The organism is Diaphorobacter sp. C33 (assembly GCF_030503915.1).
Classification (GTDB): domain Bacteria; phylum Pseudomonadota; class Gammaproteobacteria; order Burkholderiales; family Burkholderiaceae_C; genus Diaphorobacter; species Diaphorobacter nitroreducens.
This window is the reverse complement of sequence record NZ_CP129980.1, coordinates 3,196,878-3,216,561: the sequence shown is the minus strand read 5'-3', so window position 1 is coordinate 3,216,561 and position 19,684 is coordinate 3,196,878. Positions and strand designations below refer to the sequence as shown.

General features: G+C 68.3%; 20 protein-coding genes. 5 read left to right on the top strand and 15 right to left on the bottom strand.

The window, feature by feature from the left end:
- Nucleotides 1-11: 11 nt before the first annotated feature.
- The 4 genes from mrdA to QY917_RS15055 are packed head-to-tail and all read right to left on the bottom strand — an operon-like array spanning nt 12 to nt 4,488.
- A complete protein-coding gene (gene mrdA / locus QY917_RS15070; RefSeq protein ID WP_103736823.1) occupies nt 12-1,952 on the bottom strand; it encodes a penicillin-binding protein 2 in 1,941 nt (646 codons plus the stop codon).
- Between the two features lie 27 nt (nt 1,953-1,979).
- On the bottom strand, nt 1,980-2,501 hold the full coding sequence (mreD, locus tag QY917_RS15065) for a rod shape-determining protein MreD (RefSeq protein ID WP_011803707.1): 522 nt from the start codon (nt 2,499-2,501) through the stop codon (nt 1,980-1,982).
- Nucleotides 2,498-3,415 carry a rod shape-determining protein MreC gene (gene mreC / locus QY917_RS15060; RefSeq protein ID WP_123675271.1) on the bottom strand — a complete coding sequence of 306 codons (918 nt, stop codon included), beginning with the start codon at nt 3,413-3,415 and terminating at the stop codon, nt 2,498-2,500. Before mreC ends, mreD begins: the two co-directional genes overlap by 4 nt.
- Before the next feature lie 29 nt (nt 3,416-3,444).
- The gene (locus tag QY917_RS15055; RefSeq protein ID WP_012655332.1) at nt 3,445-4,488 is read right to left on the bottom strand and encodes a rod shape-determining protein; all 1,044 of its coding nucleotides are present in this window, start codon (nt 4,486-4,488) and stop codon (nt 3,445-3,447) included.
- Nucleotides 4,489-4,693: 205 nt separating this feature from the next.
- On the opposite strand from QY917_RS15055, the gene gatC reads away from it, so the two are divergent.
- From gatC to gatB, 3 genes are read left to right on the top strand one after another with little or no spacing between them, the layout of a single operon-like run.
- A complete protein-coding gene (gene gatC / locus QY917_RS15050) occupies nt 4,694-4,993 on the top strand; it encodes an Asp-tRNA(Asn)/Glu-tRNA(Gln) amidotransferase subunit GatC (protein ID WP_012655331.1) in 300 nt (99 codons plus the stop codon).
- A 10-nt stretch (nt 4,994-5,003) separates the two neighbouring features.
- Nucleotides 5,004-6,506, top strand: a complete 1,503-nt coding sequence (gene gatA / locus QY917_RS15045) for an Asp-tRNA(Asn)/Glu-tRNA(Gln) amidotransferase subunit GatA (protein ID WP_123675272.1) — start codon at nt 5,004-5,006, stop codon at nt 6,504-6,506.
- A gap of 2 nt (nt 6,507-6,508) precedes the next feature.
- A complete protein-coding gene (gene gatB / locus QY917_RS15040) occupies nt 6,509-7,966 on the top strand; it encodes an Asp-tRNA(Asn)/Glu-tRNA(Gln) amidotransferase subunit GatB (protein WP_123675273.1) in 1,458 nt (485 codons plus the stop codon).
- 70 nt (nt 7,967-8,036) lie between these two features.
- Here the strand turns inward: gatB and QY917_RS15035 are convergent, their stop codons facing one another.
- Together QY917_RS15035 and pyrE are read right to left on the bottom strand one after the other, a co-directional pair.
- The gene (locus tag QY917_RS15035) at nt 8,037-8,720 is read right to left on the bottom strand and encodes a hypothetical protein (protein WP_049756442.1); all 684 of its coding nucleotides are present in this window, start codon (nt 8,718-8,720) and stop codon (nt 8,037-8,039) included.
- Between the two features lie 65 nt (nt 8,721-8,785).
- Nucleotides 8,786-9,496 carry an orotate phosphoribosyltransferase gene (gene pyrE / locus QY917_RS15030; protein WP_011803700.1) on the bottom strand — a complete coding sequence of 237 codons (711 nt, stop codon included), beginning with the start codon at nt 9,494-9,496 and terminating at the stop codon, nt 8,786-8,788.
- Between the two features lie 10 nt (nt 9,497-9,506).
- Here pyrE and QY917_RS15025 point away from each other — a divergent pair, with 10 nt between their 5' ends.
- Nucleotides 9,507-10,310 (top strand): exodeoxyribonuclease III, encoded by an 804-nt coding sequence (locus QY917_RS15025; RefSeq protein ID WP_011803699.1) that lies wholly within the window; start codon nt 9,507-9,509, stop codon nt 10,308-10,310.
- A gap of 104 nt (nt 10,311-10,414) precedes the next feature.
- On the opposite strand, the gene QY917_RS15020 is transcribed toward QY917_RS15025, so the two are convergent.
- The 3 genes from QY917_RS15020 to QY917_RS15010 are packed head-to-tail and all read right to left on the bottom strand — an operon-like array spanning nt 10,415 to nt 13,412.
- A complete protein-coding gene (locus QY917_RS15020; RefSeq protein ID WP_123675274.1) occupies nt 10,415-11,455 on the bottom strand; it encodes a phosphotransferase in 1,041 nt (346 codons plus the stop codon).
- Nucleotides 11,452-12,225: an SDR family NAD(P)-dependent oxidoreductase gene (locus QY917_RS15015; protein ID WP_123675275.1), complete on the bottom strand. Its 774-nt coding sequence runs from the start codon at nt 12,223-12,225 to the stop codon at nt 11,452-11,454. Before QY917_RS15015 ends, QY917_RS15020 begins: the two co-directional genes overlap by 4 nt.
- The gene (locus QY917_RS15010) at nt 12,222-13,412 is read right to left on the bottom strand and encodes an acyl-CoA dehydrogenase family protein (protein ID WP_123675566.1); all 1,191 of its coding nucleotides are present in this window, start codon (nt 13,410-13,412) and stop codon (nt 12,222-12,224) included. Before QY917_RS15010 ends, QY917_RS15015 begins: the two co-directional genes overlap by 4 nt.
- A 121-nt stretch (nt 13,413-13,533) precedes the next feature.
- Here QY917_RS15010 and QY917_RS15005 point away from each other — a divergent pair, with 121 nt between their 5' ends.
- Entirely contained in the window at nt 13,534-14,235 is a 702-nt protein-coding gene (locus QY917_RS15005) for a GntR family transcriptional regulator (RefSeq protein WP_123675276.1), read from the top strand.
- A gap of 28 nt (nt 14,236-14,263) precedes the next feature.
- On the opposite strand, the gene QY917_RS15000 is transcribed toward QY917_RS15005, so the two are convergent.
- From QY917_RS15000 to QY917_RS14975, 6 genes are read right to left on the bottom strand one after another with little or no spacing between them, the layout of a single operon-like run.
- A complete protein-coding gene (locus QY917_RS15000) occupies nt 14,264-15,187 on the bottom strand; it encodes an SMP-30/gluconolactonase/LRE family protein (protein WP_123675277.1) in 924 nt (307 codons plus the stop codon).
- A 12-nt stretch (nt 15,188-15,199) separates the two neighbouring features.
- Complete coding sequence (locus QY917_RS14995; RefSeq protein WP_123675278.1) at nt 15,200-16,060, bottom strand: amidohydrolase; 861 nt, start codon at nt 16,058-16,060, stop codon at nt 15,200-15,202.
- Nucleotides 16,057-17,046: a tripartite tricarboxylate transporter substrate binding protein gene (locus tag QY917_RS14990; RefSeq protein WP_302077748.1), complete on the bottom strand. Its 990-nt coding sequence runs from the start codon at nt 17,044-17,046 to the stop codon at nt 16,057-16,059. Before QY917_RS14990 ends, QY917_RS14995 begins: the two co-directional genes overlap by 4 nt.
- 13 nt (nt 17,047-17,059) lie before the next feature.
- Nucleotides 17,060-18,049 carry a tripartite tricarboxylate transporter substrate binding protein gene (locus tag QY917_RS14985; protein WP_123675280.1) on the bottom strand — a complete coding sequence of 330 codons (990 nt, stop codon included), beginning with the start codon at nt 18,047-18,049 and terminating at the stop codon, nt 17,060-17,062.
- 24 nt (nt 18,050-18,073) lie between these two features.
- Nucleotides 18,074-18,991, bottom strand: coding sequence for an NAD(P)-dependent oxidoreductase (locus tag QY917_RS14980; protein ID WP_123675281.1), 918 nt, complete (start codon nt 18,989-18,991; stop codon nt 18,074-18,076).
- Entirely contained in the window at nt 18,988-19,674 is a 687-nt protein-coding gene (locus tag QY917_RS14975) for an RraA family protein (protein ID WP_123675282.1), read from the bottom strand. Before QY917_RS14975 ends, QY917_RS14980 begins: the two co-directional genes overlap by 4 nt.
- Between the last annotated feature and the right edge of the window lie 10 nt (nt 19,675-19,684).

The following is a 19,684-nucleotide window of genomic DNA, read 5'->3' as shown; positions in this document are numbered from 1 at the left end:
CGGAAGAGCCCTCAGGGCATCGCGAGCGGCACGTCCGCCGCGTTGCGCGGCGTGCCCATGGGAGCACCGGCCTGCCCCTTGGAGACGGCCGCCAGGTCTTGCTCGCTCGGGTACTGGCCCAGCAGCCAGTAGTCGAACACGCGGCGCACGATGGGCGCCGCCGCCGCCGCGCCAAAACCCGCGTTCTCCACGATCACGGCCACGGCGATGCGGGGCTCCTCCACGGGTGCGAACGCGGCAAACAGGGAGTGGTCGCGCTGGTGCTCCTCCAGCAGCTTGGCGTTGTACCGCACGTTCTGCCCCAGGCTCACCGCCTGCGCCGTACCGGTTTTGCCCGCCGAGGTGTAGGGCGCGCCCGCGAACACGCGCCGCCCCGTGCCCGCCTGGTTCACGGCCATTAGCGCGTTGTTCACGATCGCCACATGCTTGGGGTTGTAGCCCAGACGCTCGCCGGGGGGCTGCTGCACCTCGGTCACCTGCCCGCCCACCTGGTCTTTCACGGCCTTGATCAGGTGCGGACGGTGGCGGGTGCCGCCGTTGGCCAGCGTGGCCTCGGCCACGGCCAGCTGCAGCATGGTGAAGTTGTTGTAGCCCTGGCCGATGCCCAGCGACACTGTCTCGCCCGAGTACCAGCGCTTGGCCTCCGGGCGTTTGTAGGTGTTGCGCTTCCACTCGGTGCTGGGCAGCACGCCGCGCACTTCGCCCCCGAGGTCGATGCCGGTGATCTGCCCGAAGCCCAACGGCTTCATGAAGTCGTGGATGGCGTCCACCCCCATCTCCACGGCCAGCGAATAGAAGTAGGTGTTGCTCGAATACTGGATGGCGCGGTGCATGTCCACGCCGCCCAGGCCGCCTTCGTGGCTGCGGAAGGTGCGCCCGCCATAGTTGTAATAGCCCGGGTCGTTGAACACCTGCCCCGCCGTGCGCTTGCCCAGCTCCAGCGCGGCCAGCGCCATGAAGGGCTTGTAGGTGGAGCCGGGAGGGTAGGTGCCGCGCAGCGCGCGGTTGAGCAGCGGCTTGTTGATGGACTCGTTGAGCGCCTGCCAGTTTTCCTGGTCGATGCCCTCGACGAACAGGTTGGGGTCGAACGTGGGTTTGGACACCAGCGCCAGCACCTCGCCGTTGCGCGGGTCCAGCGCTACCAGAGCGCCGCGGCGCTCGCCGAACATATCTTCGATCAGCTTTTGCAGCTTGATGTCCAGCGACAGCATCACCGTGTTGCCCGGCGTCGCCGGGTGGCTGTTCAGGCGCCGCACGGCATGCCCGCCGGCCGAGGTCTCCATGCGCTCGAACCCCGTCTGGCCGTGGAGCGTGGATTCGAAGCTCTGCTCCACCCCCAGCTTGCCGATGTAGTCCGTGCCGCGGTAGTTGGCCGCATCGTCCGAGTCCTCGATGCGCTCCTTTTCGCGCTGGTTGATGCGGCCGATGTAGCCGATGGCGTGGCTCGCCACCTCGCCCAGCGGGTAGTTGCGAAACAGCCGCGCCTTGATGTCCACGCCGGGGAAGCGGTAGCGCTGCGCCGCAAAGCGCGCCACCTCTTCGTCCGACAGCCGTGTGCGAATGGGCAGGGAGTCGAAGCTGCGCGACTCCTCGCGCAGACGCTTGAAGCGGCGCCGGTCGCGCGGCTGGATGTCCACGACCTCGGCCAGCGCGTCGATCGTCGCCTCCAGGTCCATGGTCCGCGAGGGCGTGATCTCCAGCGTGTATGCCGAGTAGTTGGTGGCCAGCACCACGCCGTTGCGGTCCAGGATGAGGCCGCGGTTGGGCACGATGGGCACGACCGCCGTGCGGTTGCTCTCGGCCTGGTCCGCGAGGTCCTCGTGGCGCACCACCTGCAGCACCACCAGGCGCGCGACGATCAGCAGGAATGCCAGCAGCACCACCACGCCCACGACGAACACGCGCAGGCGAAAGTGCCAGACATCGGCCTCGGCATTGCGCAGTTCGGTCATCCGCGGCGGCCCTTCACCCCTGCGCGCTCACAGCGGCCGGTTTTCATCGCGGTCGGGCGGGCGGCGCTGGGGCGCCAGCAGCACCCAGCTGGCCAGCGGCCAGAGGGCGGCCTCCAGCAGCGGTGCCACCAGGCCTTCGAAACCCGGCAGGATGCCCCCGCCGATGGCTACGCGCAGCAGCAGTTCGAGCGCATGGGCCGCAAAGAACAGCGGCAGCAGTTGCAGCGCCTGCAGCAGCGGGCCGAACCACAGCAGGCGGCGGTGCGTGTATTGCGCGCCGAACATCAGCAGGCAGTACACCAGCGCATGCTGGCCCAGCAGGGCAGACTGGTACACATCCAGGCACAGCCCCATGAGGAAAGCCACCCCCAGCCCCACGCGCTGCGGCTGGTGCATGCCCCAGAACACGAGCAGCACCATGACCCAGTCGGGCGTCCAGACCACGCGGCCCAGTGGCAGCATGTTCAGCGCCAGCGCGGCCACCAGGCTGGCAGCGATGAAGACCGGGTTCACGGGCAGCAGCAGCTGCTGGCCCTTGGGCATGATCATTTGCGGCCTCCGCGCTTGGGCGCCGCCGGCGCAGGTTCGGGGCGCGGTGGCAGGTCGGCCACCACCGGCTTGAGCACCATCACATGGCGCGCTCCGTACATCTGCGCCACGGGAGCGCAGTAGATGCGCGCAAAGGCGGAGTCGGCACGCCGCTCCACGCGCAGCACGCGCGCAACCGGCAGGCCCGCAGGGTACAGGCCGTCCACGCCGCTGGTGGTGAGCAGGTCGCCTTCCTGCACATCCGCATTGCCCGGCGTGAAGCGCAGCTCCATGCCTCCGCCATGCCCGGCCACCGGGTCGCCGTAGGCCACGCTGCGTGCACCGGTGCGCAGGTTGAGCACAGGAATGGCCTGGTCGCGGTCGATGAGCAGCGTGACTTCGCTGAGCATGGGGAACACGCGCGTGACCTGCCCCAGCACCCCCGAGGCATCCATCACCGGCGAGCCCGGCTCCACGCCTGCCAGCTGCCCACGGTCCACCATCACACGCCGCGTATACGGGTCTGCCGTGTCATAAATCACTTGCGCGGCCGTGGCCTCGGTGGTCAGGCGCTCGCGCAGTGCCAGCAACTGGCGCAGCTCGGCGTTCTCGCGCAGCAGCTGCTCGGCCTCGCCGGCGCGCACCGCCATTTGCGCCATGGTGCGCTGCGCGTCGTCCATGCCCTGCTGTGCGGCCTGCAGCGACTGGAAGTATCCAGCCCCCTTGTCCGCGAATTCCACCGGCTGCAGCATCAGCCATTGCAGCGGGTACAGCGCCGTAGAGACGGCCTTGCGCAGCGGCTCGGTCAGGTGAAAGCGTGCGTCCGCCACCATCAAAAACAGCGCCAGGGCGCTGTAGAGGGTGAGGCGGGAGAGCGGCGATGGCCCCTGCTTGAACAGCGTCGGCGCCGAACGGTCCAGGGTTCCCAGTGGCATGCGGACAGCTCGTCAGGCGCGGTTCGGGCTCAGTCGCTGGTGAAGATGCTGCCCTGGCGGTCCATGCGCTCCAGCGCGATGCCGCAGCCGCGCACCACGCAGGTCAGGGGCTCCTCGGCCACCAATACGGGCAGGCCGGTTTCCTCAGCCAGCAAACGGTCCAGGTCGCGCAGCAGCGCGCCGCCGCCGGTGAGCATCATGCCGCGCTCGGCAATGTCGGCGCCCAGCTCCGGCGGGGTCTGCTCCAGCGCGTTCTTGACGGCGGAGACGATCTGGTTGAGCGGCTCGGTCAGGGCCTCCAGCACCTCGTTGGACGAGATGGTGAAGCTGCGCGGCACGCCCTCGGAGAGGTTGCGGCCCTTGACCTCCATCTCCTTGACCTCGGAGCCAGGGAAGGCAGAGCCGATGTTCTTCTTGATGGCCTCGGCCGTCGGCTCGCCGATCAGCATGCCGTAGTTGCGGCGGATGTAATTGATGATGGATTCGTCGAACTTGTCGCCACCCACGCGCACGCTGCCCTTGTAGACCATGCCGCCCAGCGAGATCACGCCGACCTCGGTGGTGCCGCCGCCGATGTCCACCACCATGGAGCCAGAGGCCTCGGATACCGGCAGGCCCGCGCCGATGCCGGCGGCCATGGGCTCTTCGATCAGGTACACGGCGGTGGCGCCGGCCGCTTCGGCCGCGTCCTTGATGGCCCGGCGCTCCACCTGGGTGGAGCCGCAGGGCACGCAGATGATGATGCGCGGACTGGGCGTGAGCACCGAGCGGGGATGCACCATCTTGATGAACTGCTTGATCATCTGCTCGGTGATCACGAAATCGGCAATCACGCCGTCCTTCATCGGGCGGATGGCCTCGATGTTGCCAGGCACTTTGCCCAGCATAGCCTTGGCCTCGTGGCCCACGGCCTGGATCACTTTCTTGCCGTGCGGGCCGCCCTCGTGGCGGATGGCGACGACGGAGGGCTCATCGAGCACGATGCCCTTGTCGCGGGCGAAGATCAGGGTGTTGGCTGTGCCAAGGTCAATGGCCAGGTCGGTGGAGAAGTACCGACGGAAAGCTCCGAACATGCAAGGGTCCTCTCAGGCACGGCATGCACGTCGGCCTGCCGTCGCCGGATATTACGGGGTGTTTGTTGGCTTTTTTCGCACAATGACCGGCAATATGGAGGTCTAGCGGCAAAGCCGGGATAATAACGCATCCCCTGTGAATAACTCCCCCTGGCGGAGCCCGGAAAGCCGCTTTACATCTGGTTTCCGCCCGTCCCTCTTCCCTATGGCACTGACACCCCAGGATATCGGCCGCATCGCCAATCTGGCCCGGCTCGAACTGAGCCCCGGCGAAAGTGAGCGCATGCTCACACAACTCAACGGTTTTTTCGGCATCGTCGAGAAGATGCAGGCTGTGGATACCCATGGCATCGCCCCCCTGTCGCACCCGGTGGCGGTGGTGCGGGATGTGCAGCTGCGCCTGCGCGAGGACGTGGCCAGCGAGCCCGACCAGCGCGAGGCCAACCAGCGCAGCGCGCCGGCCGTCGAGCGCGGCCTGTTCCTGGTGCCCAAGGTCATCGAATGAGGACAACAGCATGAGCAACACCCCCTCCTCCGAACTCCACGACCTGGGCATCGCACAGCTGACCAGCGCACTGCGCAGCAAACAGGTCTCGGCCGTCGAGGCCGCGCAGCATTTCCTGGCCCGCGCACACCAGCACCAGAACCTGGGCGCCTACGTCGCCATGAACGAGGACACCACCCTGGCGCAGGCCCGCGCGCAGGACGCGGCCCTCGCCGCCGGCACGGCTGCCCCCCTGGCCGGCGTGCCGATCGCGCACAAGGACATCTTCGTCACCCGCGACTTCCCCAGCACCGCCGGCTCGAAGATGCTGGCCGGTTACCAGTCGCCGTTCGACGCCACTGTGGTCACTCGTCTGGCCGATGCCGGCTGCGTGACCCTGGGCAAGCTCAACTGCGACGAGTTCGCCATGGGCTCGGCCAACGAAAACTCCGCCGTGGCGCCCGTGGGCTGCGACGCCCCCGCACCGGTGCGCAACCCCTGGGATACCAGCCGCATCCCCGGCGGCTCCTCGGGCGGCAGCGCCGTGGCCGTGGCCGCGCGCCTGGCGCCGGCCGTCACCGGCACGGACACCGGCGGTTCCATCCGCCAGCCGGCATCGTTTTGCGGCGTCACCGGCATCAAGCCCACCTACGGCCGCGCCAGCCGCTACGGCATGATCGCCTTCGCCTCCAGCCTGGACCAGGCTGGCCCGATGGCCCGCTCGGCCGAGGACTGCGCGCTGCTGCTGTCGGCCATGTGCGGCCCCGACCCCGACCGCGACTCCACCAGCCTGGACGTGCCAGCCGAGGATTTCAGCGCCAAGCTGAATGACTCCATCGACGGCCTGCGCATCGGCATCCCGGCCGAGTTCTTCGGCGACGGCCTGGCGGGCGACGTGCGTGCCGCCGTCGATGCGGCACTCAAGGAGTACGAGAAGCTGGGCGCAAAGCTGGTGCCCATCAGCCTGCCGCGCACGGAGCTGTCGATCCCCGTGTACTACATCATTGCGCCGGCCGAGGCGTCGTCCAACCTCTCGCGCTTTGACGGCGTGAAGTTCGGCCACCGCGCCAAGGACTACGCCGACCTCGTGGACATGTACAAGAAGACCCGCGCCGAAGGCTTCGGCGACGAGGTCAAGCGCCGCATCATGATCGGCACCTACGTGCTCTCGCACGGCTACTACGACGCCTACTACCTGCAGGCGCAGAAGATCCGCCGCATGATCGCGGACGACTTCCAGAATGCCTTCAAGGATTGCGACCTGATCGCCGGCCCCGTGGCGCCCAGCGTGGCCTGGAAGCTCGGCGAGCACGGCAACGACCCGCTGGCCGACTACCTGGCCGACATCTTCACCCTGCCCGCGTCGCTGGCCGGCCTGCCCGGCATGAGCGTGCCCGCCGGCTTTGGCGCGGGCGGCATGCCCGTGGGCCTGCAGCTCATCGGCAACTACTTCCAGGAGGGCCGCCTGCTGAACGCCGCGCACCGCCTGCAGCAGGCGACCGACTTCCACCTCCGTGCGCCGGAGGGCATCTGACCATGACCGCGAAACTCATCCAGGGCTACGAAGTCGTCATCGGCTTCGAGACCCACACCCAGCTCGCCACCCGCAGCAAGATCTTCAGCCGCGCCAGCACCGCCTTTGGCGCCGAGCCCAACACCCAGGCCTGCGCCGTGGACCTGGCGCTACCCGGCACCCTGCCGGTGATGAACCGCGAGGCCGTGGCCTGCGCTATCAAATTGGGACTGGCCCTTGGCTCCCACATTGCGCCAGAGAGCATTTTTGCGCGCAAGAACTACTTCTACCCGGATCTGCCCAAGGGCTACCAGATCAGCCAGTTCGAGATCCCGGTGGTGCAAGGCGGCGAAGTCTCCTTCTATCTGGGCAACGAGAAGAAGACCGTGCGCCTGGTGCGCGCCCACCTGGAGGAAGACGCGGGCAAGTCGCTGCACGAGGACTCCTCATTGGGTGGAGGGGGCCAGTCGGGCATCGACCTGAACCGCGCCGGCACGCCGCTGCTGGAGATCGTGACCGAGCCCGACATCCGCAGCAGCGAAGAAGCCGTGGCCTACGCCAAGGAACTGCACAAGATCGTGACCTGGATCGGCATCTGCGACGGCAACATGCAGGAAGGCAGCTTCCGCTGCGACGCCAACGTCTCGGTGCGCAAGCCCGGCCAGCCCCTGGGCACGCGCCGTGAGATCAAGAACCTCAACAGCTTCAAGAGCATGCAGCAGGCGATCGACTACGAGATCCGCTGGCAGATCGAGGAGATCGAGGATGGCCGCGCGATCCAGCAGGCCACCGTGCTGTTCGACCCCGACACGGGCGAGACGCGCGCCATGCGCACCAAGGAAGACGCGGCCGACTACCGCTACTTTCCCGACCCCGATCTGCCGCCGCTGCGCATCGCCGCGCCGTGGATCGATGACATCAAGGCCCAGATGCCCGAGCTGCCGCGCGCGATGGCCGCGCGTTTCGTGCAGCAGTACGGCCTGCCCGAGTACGACGCCACCACGCTCACGCAGAGCCAGGCCATGGCGGCCTATTTCGAGGACGCCGCCAAGGGCTGCGGCCAGCCCAAGCTCGCCTCCAACTGGGTGATGGGCGAGATCTCGCGCCGCCTGAATGCCGAGGAGATCGGTGTGGAGCAGGCCAAGGTGCACAGCGCCCAACTGGCGGCGCTCATCGGCCGCATCAACGACGGCACCATCAGCAACAACGCCGCTCGCCAGGTATTCGAAGCCTTGTGGAGCGGCGAAGGCCATGACGTGGACGCCGTGATCGAGGCCAAGGGCCTCAAGCAGATGAACGACTCCGGCGCGCTGGAGAAGATCATCGACGAAGTGATCGCCGCCAACGCCGCCAACGTGGAACAGTACAAGGCCGGCAAGGACAAGGCCTTCAACGCCCTCGTAGGCCAGGTGATGAAGGCCAGCAAGGGCAAGGCGAATCCCCAGCAGGTCAACGACTTGCTGAAGGCCAAATTGGCCTGAAACACTGGCCAGTCAAGCGTTGGCAGCTATCAAAAAAGGCTCCCGTTGGAGCCTTTTTTTGTGTGCCGTCTCAGCGCGAGGCGCCAGGCGATACGAGCGTGGACTGCGGCGGCACCAGTTGCGACGCCGCCGCGCGCTGGGCCGCCCATAACTGGCGCAGCTGGGCCAGTTCGGCGTCGAAGCGCTGGTGGATGCGGCGCTTTTCCTGGTCCTGCGCGGTCAAAAAGCGCTGCTGCTCGGCCACGGCCTCATCGTTCTCGGCGATCTGGCGCTGCAGCTTCATCGGCGCCTTGAGCGGGTCGCGGCGGTAGAACTCCATCTCGCCGTCAATGCGCTTGCGCTCGACCTGCAGTTCCTGGATGCGCTTGCGCGCTACGGCCATGACCTCGTCCACCTGCACGAGGGCGGCCTCGCGCTCAACCTGGTGGGCCGCCTCGTCGGGGTAGCGCGCCATCAGCACGCGCTCGCGGCGGCGCTCTTCGGCAATGCGCGCGCGCTCCTGCGCCTCCTTGCGGCGCTGCACTTCCAACGCGGCACGCTCGTGTTCGGTCAGCGTGGGGCCGATGCGGCGCCGCTCGGCACCGGTGTGGTCCAGGATGCGCTGCTCACGGTCCACGCAGTCGGCGATGGGGCGGTCGGCGGTAATGCGCCTGCCGGTTTTGTCGATACAGGTGTACACCTCTTGCGGCGGCTTCGGCTGCGCCCAGGCGACCGGGGACAACAGGCCCAGCGCTGCGGCGGTTGCTCCGGCCATGAACCAGCCCGCGTGTCGTGTGCCTGCTTTCAAAACCCCTGCCCTCCTGGCTGCTGCCGTTGTTTTCAGTCGTTCACGCCGTAGCGCTGGCGATAGGCCAGCACCCGCTCGTGGTGCTCGCGCATCTGCGTATCGCCGCCACCCGCCGATAGGTATTGCAATAAGTCTGCCAGCTTGGCGATAGCGCAAACCTGCATGCCCAGTTCACGGCGCACGTACTGCACGGCGCTGTGGTCCACGTCCTGCCCATTCTCGGTGGCCTTCTCCTGGCGGTCGAGGGCAATCGCAATCGCATGCGGCGTGGCACCCGCGTCGCGGATCAGCGCGATGGACTCGCGCGCGGCGGTGCCGGCGCTCATCACGTCGTCGATGATGAGCACCTTGCCCTGAAGCGGCGCGCCCACCAGCGTGCCGCCCTCGCCATGGTCCTTGGCCTCTTTGCGGTTGTAGGCAAAGGGGACGTTCTTGCCCAGGCGCGCCAGCTCCACGGCCACCGTGGCGGCCAGCGGAATGCCTTTGTAGGCGGGGCCGAAGACCATGTCGAACTCGACGCCGCTGGCCAGCAGGGCTTGTGCATAGAATTGCGCCAGCCGCCCGAGCTTGGCGCCGTCGTCGAACAGACCGGCGTTGAAGAAATACGGGCTCATGCGGCCTGCCTTGGTCTTGAATTCACCAAAGCGCAGCACCCCTGAATCCACAGCAAACCGCACGAAATCCTGCGCCAGGCGGGTTTGGCTCGCCCCTTGTTCCACCGTCTGCGCGCTGTCTGTCACCATGGATGCATCCTTGTTCAAATTAACCAGTCTCAACCTCAACGGCATCCGCTCGGCCACGTCCAAAGGGGTCGAGGCATGGATTGCCCAAAGCCGGCCGGATTGTATTTGCGTACAGGAAATCAAGGCCCAGTCTGCGGACATGCAGGGGCGTTTCGAGGAGCTGGCCGGCCTGAAGGGCTACTTCCATTTTGCGGTGAAGAAGGGCTACTCCGGCGTGGGCATCTATGCGCGCCACGAGCCCAGCGACGTGGTCATCGGCTACGGCTCCAGCGAGTTCGACACCGAGGGGCGCTACGTGGAACTGCGCTTTGACACGCCCGCGCGGCGCCTGTCCATCATCAGCGCCTACTTCCCCAGCGGCTCCTCGGGCGAGGAGCGCCAGTTGGCCAAGTTCCGCTTCCTGGAGGAATTCCATCCGCACCTCATGCGGCTGAAGGCCGAGCGGGAGTTCATCCTGTGCGGCGACATCAACATTGCCCACCAGCAGATCGACCTGAAGAACTGGCGCAGCAACCAGAAGAACAGCGGCTTTTTACCCGAGGAGCGCGCCTGGATGACAAAGTTGTTGCACATCTCTGACCCCGCGGGCGGGCTGGTGGACGTTTACCGTCAGTTACAGCCTGAGACCACGGACGCTTGCTACACGTGGTGGAGCAACCGCGGCCAGGCCTATGCCAACAACGTGGGGTGGCGCCTGGACTACCACCTGGCGACGCCCGCCATCGCGGCGCTCGCGCGTACCGAGGAAATCTACAAGGCGCAGAAGTTCAGCGACCACGCGCCCATCACCGTCGGGTACGAGCTGTCGCTCTGAATTCAGGAGCTATTCGCGCCGGGTTTTCAGCGTTTTCCGTGCGCTTTCGCATGGAAAAGCTTACATATCCAGCGCGAACAGCTTCTATTTCCATAGCGACCTGCTTACTGGCGCCCGGCCATGTAACGCTGCGCCGCCTCCCAGCCCAGTTCGGCCAGCGGTCCGGCCTTGGCGCCCGTCTCCACCGCATCGGCGGCCGCGGCATTGCCGTCCTGCGCCCGCTGGGCGATGCCGTGCAGGATGGCCGCCATGCGGAACAGGTTGTAGGCCAGGTAGAAATCCCAGTGCTCCGCCGCCTGGCGTCCGGTGACCTGCTCGTACCAGCCCATGTACTCGCTTTCCTGAGGGATGCCCAGCGCCGCGAGATCGAGCCCGCCGATGCCGCGCCACAGGGTGGGCGGGATGCGCCAGGCCATGCACTGGTAGGCCAGGTCGGCCAGCGGGTGGCCCAGCGTGGACAGTTCCCAGTCCAGCACGCCGATCACGCGCGGCTCGCTGGGGTGGAACACGAGGTTGTCCAAGCGGTAGTCGCCATGCACCAGCGTGGTCTCGTCGTCCTGCGGCAGGTGCTGGGGCAACCAGTCCATGAGCCGCTCCATCGCCGGCGTGACGGGCACCGTGGCCTCGCGGCACTGGCGCGACCAGCGCGCGACCTGGCGGCCCACGTAGTTGCCAGGTTTGCCGTAGTCGGCCAGGCCCACGGCGGCGTAGTCCACGGCGTGCAGTGCGGCGATCACGCGGTTCATCTCGCGGTAGATGGCGGTGCGCTCGGCCGGTTCCACGCCGGGCAGCGACTGGTCCATGAGCACTCGGCCCTGCAGAAACTCCATCACGTAGAACGGCGTGCCCAGCAGCGCCGCATCGTCGCAATAGGCCAGCATGCGCGGCACGGGCACGGCCGTGTCCTGCAGCGCGCGCATCACGCGGTACTCGCGGTCGATGGCGTGGGCCGATGCGATCAGCGCCCCCGGGGGCTTCTTGCGCAGCACGTAATTGCGGCCTTCCGCCGTGGTGATGCGAAAGGTGGGGTTGGACTGCCCGCCCGCCAGTACCGTGGCCGCGAGCGGCCCCGTGCCCGCCAGACCCTGCGCGCGCAGGTAGTCGCCCAGCGCGTCCAGCGGCAAAGAAGTGGATGCCCCGCTCATAGCGAACTCACCAGGTGCGCGCCGTCGACCGCCACGGTGGCGCCCGACATGGCGGCGCCGGCGTCGGACGCCAGCAACAGCAGCGGCCCGTCCAGGTCCGTCAGCTCGCCAAAGCGCCGGCTGGGGATGCGGCTGCGCAGCTTGTCGCCCGCCTCGCTGGTGAGGAAGTCGCGGTTCAGGTCGGTCACCACGTAGCCGGGCAGCAGCGCGTTCACGCGGATGCGGTGGCGCGCCAGCTCCAGCGCCATGGCCTTGGTGGCCTGGACCACGCCGGCCTTGGAGATCGCATACGGCGCCACGCCGCCCGCCACGCGCTCGCCCAGGATGGAAGCCACATTGACAATCGCGCCGCCCTTGCCCGCGGCCACCATGCGGCGCGCGGCCTCGGTGGCAACAAGCCAGCAGCCCTTGAGGTTGGTGTCCAGCACTTGGTCGAAGTCTTCTTCGGTCTGCTCCAGCAGCGGGCGCGTCACCGTGATGCCCGCGTTGTTGATGACCACATCGGGCACGCCCCAGGCGCCCACGGCGTCCAGGCACGCGCGCACGCTGGCGGCATCCGTCACGTCCAGCGTGAACGCCCGCGCCTCGCCGCCCGCGGCGGCGATGTCATCCACCACGCCCTGCAGCTTGTCGGCCCGGCGCGCGGCGACGGCTATGCGAGCGCCCACCGAAGCCAACAGCCGCGCGAAATGCTGGCCCAGGCCACTCGATGCGCCGATGACCAGCACCACGCGGCCGTCCAGGCGAAAGGGCGTCAATGCATCGCTCATGCCACCTCCTTGGCTGTGGCGGCCTTTTCGGCCATGTGCACGAGCTTGCGCGCCATGCTCCAGCGGTGCACCTCGCTCGGGCCGTCGTAGATGCGAAAGGCCCGCATGTCGGTGAAGATGCGCATCACCGGCGTCTCGCCCGTCACGCCCTGCCCGCCCAGGATCTGCACGCTGCGGTCCACCACGCGCCACTCGGCCTCGGAACACACCACCTTGGCGCGGCTGGACTCGAAGTTGCACTTCTCGCCCTGGTCCAGCATCCATGCGGTGTGCCAGATGTGCAAGCGCGCGGTGTGCAGGTCCATGTCGTTGTCGGCCAGCATGTAGCCCACGCCCTCGTGCTCGGCCAGCGGCTTGCCGAAGGCGTGGCGCTTGCGCGCGTATTCCAGCGCCGTATCGTGCGCGCGGCGCGCCTGGCCCAGCCAGCGCATGCAGTGCGTGAGGCGCGCGGGCGCCAGGCGCACCTGGGCGTAGCGAAAGCCCTTGCCCACCTCGCCCAGCACATCGGCTGCGGGCACGCGCAGGTTGTCGAAACGCAGCACACCGTGCCCGCCGGTGAAGCAGGCGTCCATGGCGTCCATGTTGCGCTCCAGCACGATGCCGGGCTTGTCCATGTCGGTCAGGAACATGGTGGCCGAACCGTCCTCCATGCGCGCCATGACGATGGCGTAGTGCGCGCCTTCTGCGCCGGTGATGAACCACTTGCAGCCGTTGATCACGTAATCGTCGCCATCCCGCACGGCCGTGGTGTCCAGCATGGACGGGTCCGCCCCCGCGCCGGGCGCGGGCTCGGTCATGGCGAAGCACGAGCGCCAGTCACCAGCCACCTGGCCGCGCAGCCAGCGCTCCTTCTGCGCGGGCGTGGCCACCTCTTCCATCAGGTGGATGTTGCCCTCGTCCGGCGCGTGAATGTTGAGTGCCGTGGGGCCCAGCCAGGAGTAGCCGGCCTCCTCGAACACCACGGCCTTTTCCACATGCGTGAGGCCCATGCCACCCATGGCGCGCGACGCATGGGGCGTGAGCAGCCCTGCCGCCTTGCCGCGCGCCACCAGCTCGTCACGCAACGCCTCGCTCGGGCCGTGGTGGGACTGGCGCTCGTCGTTTTCCAGGGGGATTACCTGTTCGGCGATGAATTGCCGCACCTTGTCGCGCAATGCGCGCAGTTCAGGGGAGAGAGAAAAGTCCATGCGGGCCTCGTAGAAGGTCAACCAGAATACCTGGCATATTGCGGATGATATTGTTGAACAATTTTGAAAACAATACCCCTGCCGTTGTGCTAACGTTTGCGCGCAATCTCCTCGCCCGCTCATGCCCTCCATCGCCCAGCCCTTACCCGATTCGCCCGATACCGGGGCCGACACCCCGCAGAGCGCCGCCGACGCGGTGTTCCACGGCATCGTGCAGGGGCTGGCGCAGCAGCGCTTCGTGCCCGGCCAGCGGCTGGTGGAGGTGGACCTGGCCGCGCAGTTCGGCGTGAGCCGCAACTCGGTGCGCGAGGCGCTCCAGCGCCTGGCGGCCCAGGGACTGGTGGACCTCTTTCGCAACAAGGGGGCGGCCATACGCACCCTCTCGCCCCAGGAAACGCTGGAGGTGCTGGACGTGGCCGAGCGCATGACCGGCCTGCTCGCGCGCAGCGCGGCGCGCGGCATCGCCCACGGTGCACCCACAGCGCCCATCCAGGCAGCCCTGGCGCAACTGCATGAGGCCGACCGCAGCCAGGACGCCGACGCCTTCGCCAGCGCGCGCCGCGGCATGTACCGCGCGCTGCTGGCCGCCAGCGGCAGCCGCGAACTGCGCCGCCTGCTGCCCTCCATCCACATGCCGATCGTGTACGCACAGCACCGCCCTGCCACGCTGCAGCAGGTGCGCATGCGCGACTACCAGGCGATGTGCGACGCCGTCCTGGCGGGCGACGCCGCCGCGGCCGACGCAGCCGGCATGCAGCACGTGCGCAACGTGCGCGAGGCCATTGCGCGCCGCCTGGGCGCGGTGGGACTGGCCGCCGACTGAGGAAGCGGCGCAGGCCGCGGTCCCGAATTCAGGCAGGCCGGGAGCGGTGCAGCGGCAGCCCGGGCACGTCCAGCGTGGCGCGCAGGATGCGGCCGTGCGTGGAGTCGGTCACATAGCAAACGCGCCGGTCCGCGCCGCCAAAAACCAAGTTGGTGGTGGAACTTCCGGGCGCGCCGCGCAGCACCAGCACCGGCTCGGCCCGGTGGTTGAGCACCCACACATAGCCCAGCCCCGGATTGGCGACCAGCAGGCGGCCCTCGGCATCCACCGCCAGCCCGTCCGGTCCGCTGGGGCCGTAGGACGTGAAGAACTGGCCCACCTTCGCCACGCTGCCGTCGGGCAGCAGCGGCACGCGCCACACGCAGTTGCCGCGCGTGACGGCCAGGTACAGCACGCGCTCGTCGGGCGACAGCGCCACGCCGTTCGGGCTGGGCACATTGGCCAGCAGCAGGTCGAGCTGGCCGTTCGGGCGCAGGCGGTACAGGCGCCCGCTCGGGTCGTGCAGGCCGCTTTGCCCCTGGTCGGTGAAGTACAGGTTGCCCGCGCTGTCGAAGACCAGGTCGTTCACGCCCTTGAAGCGCTCGCTGTTGCGCCGCTCCAGGAAAGGAGTGACGCGGCCTGTGGCTACGTCCAGGCGCATCAGGCCATTCTTGTAGTCGGTGATGAACAGCGTGCCGGCATCGAGGAATTTCATGCCGTTGGGCTCGCCGTCGTACTCGGCCACCAGGGTCCAGGCGCCCTGTGGGTCGATGCGCAAGATGCGCCCCCAGGGGATGTCGGTGACGTAGAGGTTGCCGGCGTCGTCAAACACCGGGCCTTCGAGGAACGAGTCGGCCACCGCGCCGCCGCGGTTGGCGTCGGCCCAGGCGCTGCGCTGGCGGCGGCGCAGCGGCTCGGGCATGGAGGTGAACAGCTCCAGTTCGCGGACTTCCGGGGCTTGCAGCAGAAACATGAGGGAGTCCTTTCAAAAGCCGTAGAGGCGCGTCGGGTTGTCCACCAGGATGCGCTCCATCACTGCGTCCGATCCGGCCCAGGCGCGCAGCAGGTCCACGAGGTCGGCATCGTTCACCGTGCCTGGCGCCTCGGTGGTGTGCGGCCAGTCGCTGCCCCATACCAGGCGCTCGGGCACGGCCCGCACCAGTGCCTGGGCGAGCGGCAGCGTATCCGCATACGTGGGCGCGGTCGAGCGCATGTAGGCGCCCGAGAGCTTGACCCAGGTGTTGCCGCCGTCGAGCAGCCGGCGCAGCACCCCATAGGCCTCGGCGGCAGGACCCTCGGCCGGGGCTATGCGGCCCAGGTGGTCCACCACCAGCGGCACGGGCAGCGCGGCGAGCACGGTTTCCAATGCCACGAGCTGCTCCGGGTGCATGAAGACCTGGATATGCCAGCCCGGCTGGCGCGCCACCTTGCGCGCCAGCGTGGTCAGCATCTGCGGCGTGGTCTCACCCCAGGATTGCGGTGTGACGAAGTTCACGCGCAGCCCGCGCACGCGGCGCGCGGCCAGGCGGTCAAGCTCGGCATCGCCCACGTCCTGCGCCACCACGGCCACGCCGCGCGCGCCGTCCCCAAGCTGGTCCAGCGCATCGAGTGTGCAGGCGTTGTCGGTGCCGTAGGTCGATGGCGTGACCACCACCGTGCGCTGCGTGCCCAGGCGCTGCTGCAGCTGCCGGTAGGCGGCCACGGGCGCATCGGGCGGCTGGCGCTTCCAGTGCGGCGACGCGGCGAAGCGCGTGTCGAAGATGTGCATGTGGCTGTCGCACGCCAGCGGCGGCAGCGCGCGCGCGGGCCGGTTCAGGCCCACGGAATGCGGCACGGCAGCGGTCATTGCTTTTCGACGCCGACCTTGGCGGCCACGGCCTCCCAGAGTTGCGCGTCGGCCTTGAGCTTGTCGGCAAAGGCCGGACCGCTCACCACGCCGGGCACTGCGCCCAGGTCGTCCGCGAAGGCCTGCACATCGGCGCTGGCCATGGCCTTAACAACCTCCTTGCGCAGCGTCTCCAGCACGGCCTCGGGCGTGCCCTTGGGCGCCCACAGGCCGGTGAAGTTGACCACCTTGTAGCCGGGCGCGCCCGCCTGCGCGAACGTGGGCACGTTGGGCAAGGCCTTCAGGCGCTGCTCGCCGCTCACGGCCAGCAGGCGCACCTTGCCGCCGCGCACCTGCCCCATGACGCCGGGGGTCGAGGCGATCTGGAAGTCGATGGTGCCACCCAGCAGCGCCAGTGTGGCCTCGCCCGCGCCCTTGAACGGCACGTGCGTGGCCTTCAGGCCACTGGCGCCCTGCAATGCCTCGGTGGCGAAGTGCGGCATGGTGCCCGCGCCGCCCGTACCGTAGTTGAGCTTGCCGGGGTTGGCCTGCGAATAGGCCACCATGTCGCCCAGCGTCTTGAACGGCGAGTTGGCCGCCACCACGACGGCCGTGGGCGCGAAGTTGAAGCCCGCCACGGGCACCAGGTCCTGCGCGTAGTCCCACGGCAGCTTCTTGAAGACCTGCGGCAGGATGGAGTAGGTGGTGTCGTTAGCCAGGAGCGTGTAGCCGTCGCCCGGCGAGCGGGCCACCTGCATCGCGCCGATGGTGCCGGTGGCGCCGGCCTTGTTCTCGACGAAGAAGCTCTGGCCGGTCTGCTCGGTCAGCTTTTGCGCGATGCGCCGCGTCACCTGGTCCACCGCGCCGCCCGGCGGGTACGGCACGACTATCTTGACGGGCTTGGCCGGGTAAGCGGCCTGCGCCTGCACGGCTGCGGCCGCAACTATCAAAACAGTAGCTGCCAGCGCCTGCCCAGCAAGCGCCAGAGGCCGATTTAACTTGAACATGGTGAATCTCCTTTCAATCCATTCGGATGCCGCTCGTGCGGATCACGCCGGCCCACTTCGCGGTTTCGGATTGCACGAAGGACTTGAACTCCTGCGCGCTCGAACCCACGCCTTGCACGCCCAGTTCGGCGAAGCGCTTCTTCATCTCGGGGCTGGCGACGATGGCGCGCGTTTCGGTCTCCAGGCGCTGCAGGACGGGCTGCGGCGTGCCCGCGGGCGCGAACAGGCCGTTCCACTCGTTGACCTGGAAGCCCGGCAGGCCCGATTCGGCCACCGTAGGTACCTGTTCCCAGCCCGGCGTGTGCTGGGCCGAGCTGATGGCGAGCGCGCGCAGCTTGCCGCTTTTCACGAACGGGCCGCTGGCCGTGGTGGCGCTGAACATCAGGTCCACCTGCCCGCCGATCAGATCGGTGAGCGCGGGCGCGCCGCCGCGGTAGGGGATGTGCGTCATCGACACCTTGGCGCCCTGCTTGAACAGTTCGCCCGCCAAGTGCTGCGCGCCGCCATTGCCGGCCGACGCGTAGGTGAGCCGCCCGGGCTTGGACTTGGCGGCCTGCACCACGTCGGCCACGGTCTTGAACGGCGACGCGGCGGGCACCACCAGCAGCAGCGGCGCCTGCATGACAAGCGAGATGGGCGCGAAGTCCTTGGCCGCGTCGAACGGCAGCTGGGCGAACAGGCTGGGGTTGACGGTGAAGGCCGTCGCGTCCAGCAGCAGCGTGTAGCCATCCGCCGGAGCCTTGGCGACGGCCGCCGCGCCGATGGTGCCGCTGCCGCCGGGGCGGTTGTCCACCACCACCTGCTGGCCCAGGCGGCCGGACAGTTGCGTGGCCAGCAGGCGCGCCGTGTTGTCGGCATTGCCACCGGCCGGGTACGGCACGACGAGCTTGATAGGGCGCTCGGGCCAGTTCTGCGCTTGTACCGGCAGGCCGATTGCTACCAAAAAGATAGCTGCCAGCGCTTTCTGCATAAGCACTAGACGGCGTTTTTTATCGAATTTCATGCTTGTCTCCTTGAATCGCGACGGTCAGCCGTTCAACACCGCTAGCGCGTTGCGCGCCGCACCCAGACCCATATTCACGTAGGCATCGCTCGTCACGCCGCCGATGTGCGGGCTCAGGATGAAGCCCGGCTGGTGCTGGAACGGGTGACCGGCGGTCATAGGCTCGACGGCGAAGCTGTCCAGGCCGGCCATGCGCACCTGGCCGCTTTGCACGGCGGCGAGCAGCGCGGCCTCGTCGATCAGGCCGCCGCGCGCGGTATTCACCACGATCACGCCCTGCTTGCAGCGCGCCAGCGTGTCGGCGTTGAGCAAGCCGCGGTTGTCGTCAGTCAGCGGGCAGTGCAGCGAAATCGCATCGCTCTCGCTCCAGATCGTTTCCAGATCGGCGAGCTGCACGAAGTCCGGCAGGTTCTTGGCGAACGGATCGAAGCCCAGCACGCGCATGCCCAGCGCGTCGGCCATCTTCGCAAAGCGCAGGCCGATGGCGCCCAGGCCGATGAGGCCGATGGTGCGCCCGCCCAGCTCCAGGCTCTTGTGCGTGGCCTTGTCCCAGTGGCCGGCGTGCATACGCTCGTTGAGCTGCGGAACCGACTTGGCGCAGGCCAGCAGCAGCGCCAGCGCCTGCTCGGCCACAGCTGCGGCGTTGGCGCCCACGGCGGCCACCACCTCGATGCCGCGCGCCTTGGCCGCCACCTTGTCGATGGTGTCCGTGCCGCTGCCGTGCTTGGAGACGACCTTGAGCGCGGGCGCCGCGTCCATGGCCGCCGCGCCCACCTTGCTGTAACGCACGATGATGGCCACGGGGTTGTGCTGGCGGCACAGGGCAACGATGTCGTCTTCCGTCGGCGTCTTGCCCGCGTAGACGATCTCGTAGTCGGCCAGCAGCGCCAGCGCCTGCGGCGCGAGGTCGGCCGCGGTGATGAGGATGGCGGGGCGGCTCACAGCTCCTCCCCTTCCTTCAGCACGCCGGCGGCGCGCAGCGCGGCGGGCAGCCACTTGGAGGCCGTGTCGCCGCGGGCGATGGCCTCGATGCGCGCGGCCTCGTCGGCCACCTTCTTGACGGCCAGGGCCAGCATCGCGGGCGCCTTGGCGCGCTCGATCACGACCACGCCGTCGGCATCGCCCACCACCAGGTCACCGGGGTTCACCGTGGCGCCGCCGCAGGAGATGGGGTGGTTGATGCGGCCGGGCACGAACTTGGTGGGCCCGGCCGGGTTGAAGCCGGCGCTGAACACGGGGAAGTCCAGCTCCAGCAGCTCCAGCTTGTCGCGGATGGCGCCGTCCACGATCACGCCCGCCAGGCCGCGCTTCTTGCAGGCGCTGAGCATCAGCGTGCCCATGAGGGCGGCCGTCTGGTCGCCCTTGCCGTCGATCACCAGCACATCACCCGGCTGGGCCAGTGCGATGGCGGCGTGGATCATCAGGTTGTCGCCGGGGCGCACCTCGACGGTGAAGGCCGGGCCGGCCAGCTTCATGCGCTCGTGCACGGGCGCCACGCGGGCATGCAGGGTGCCGCGGCGGCCCGCCACGTCGGCGAGGATGGCGGCCTGGAAGGCGGCGGCTTGGCCCACGACGTCGGCGCTCACGCGCTCGATGTCACGGATGATTTCGGGAGGTTGGCTCATGGTGGTTCCT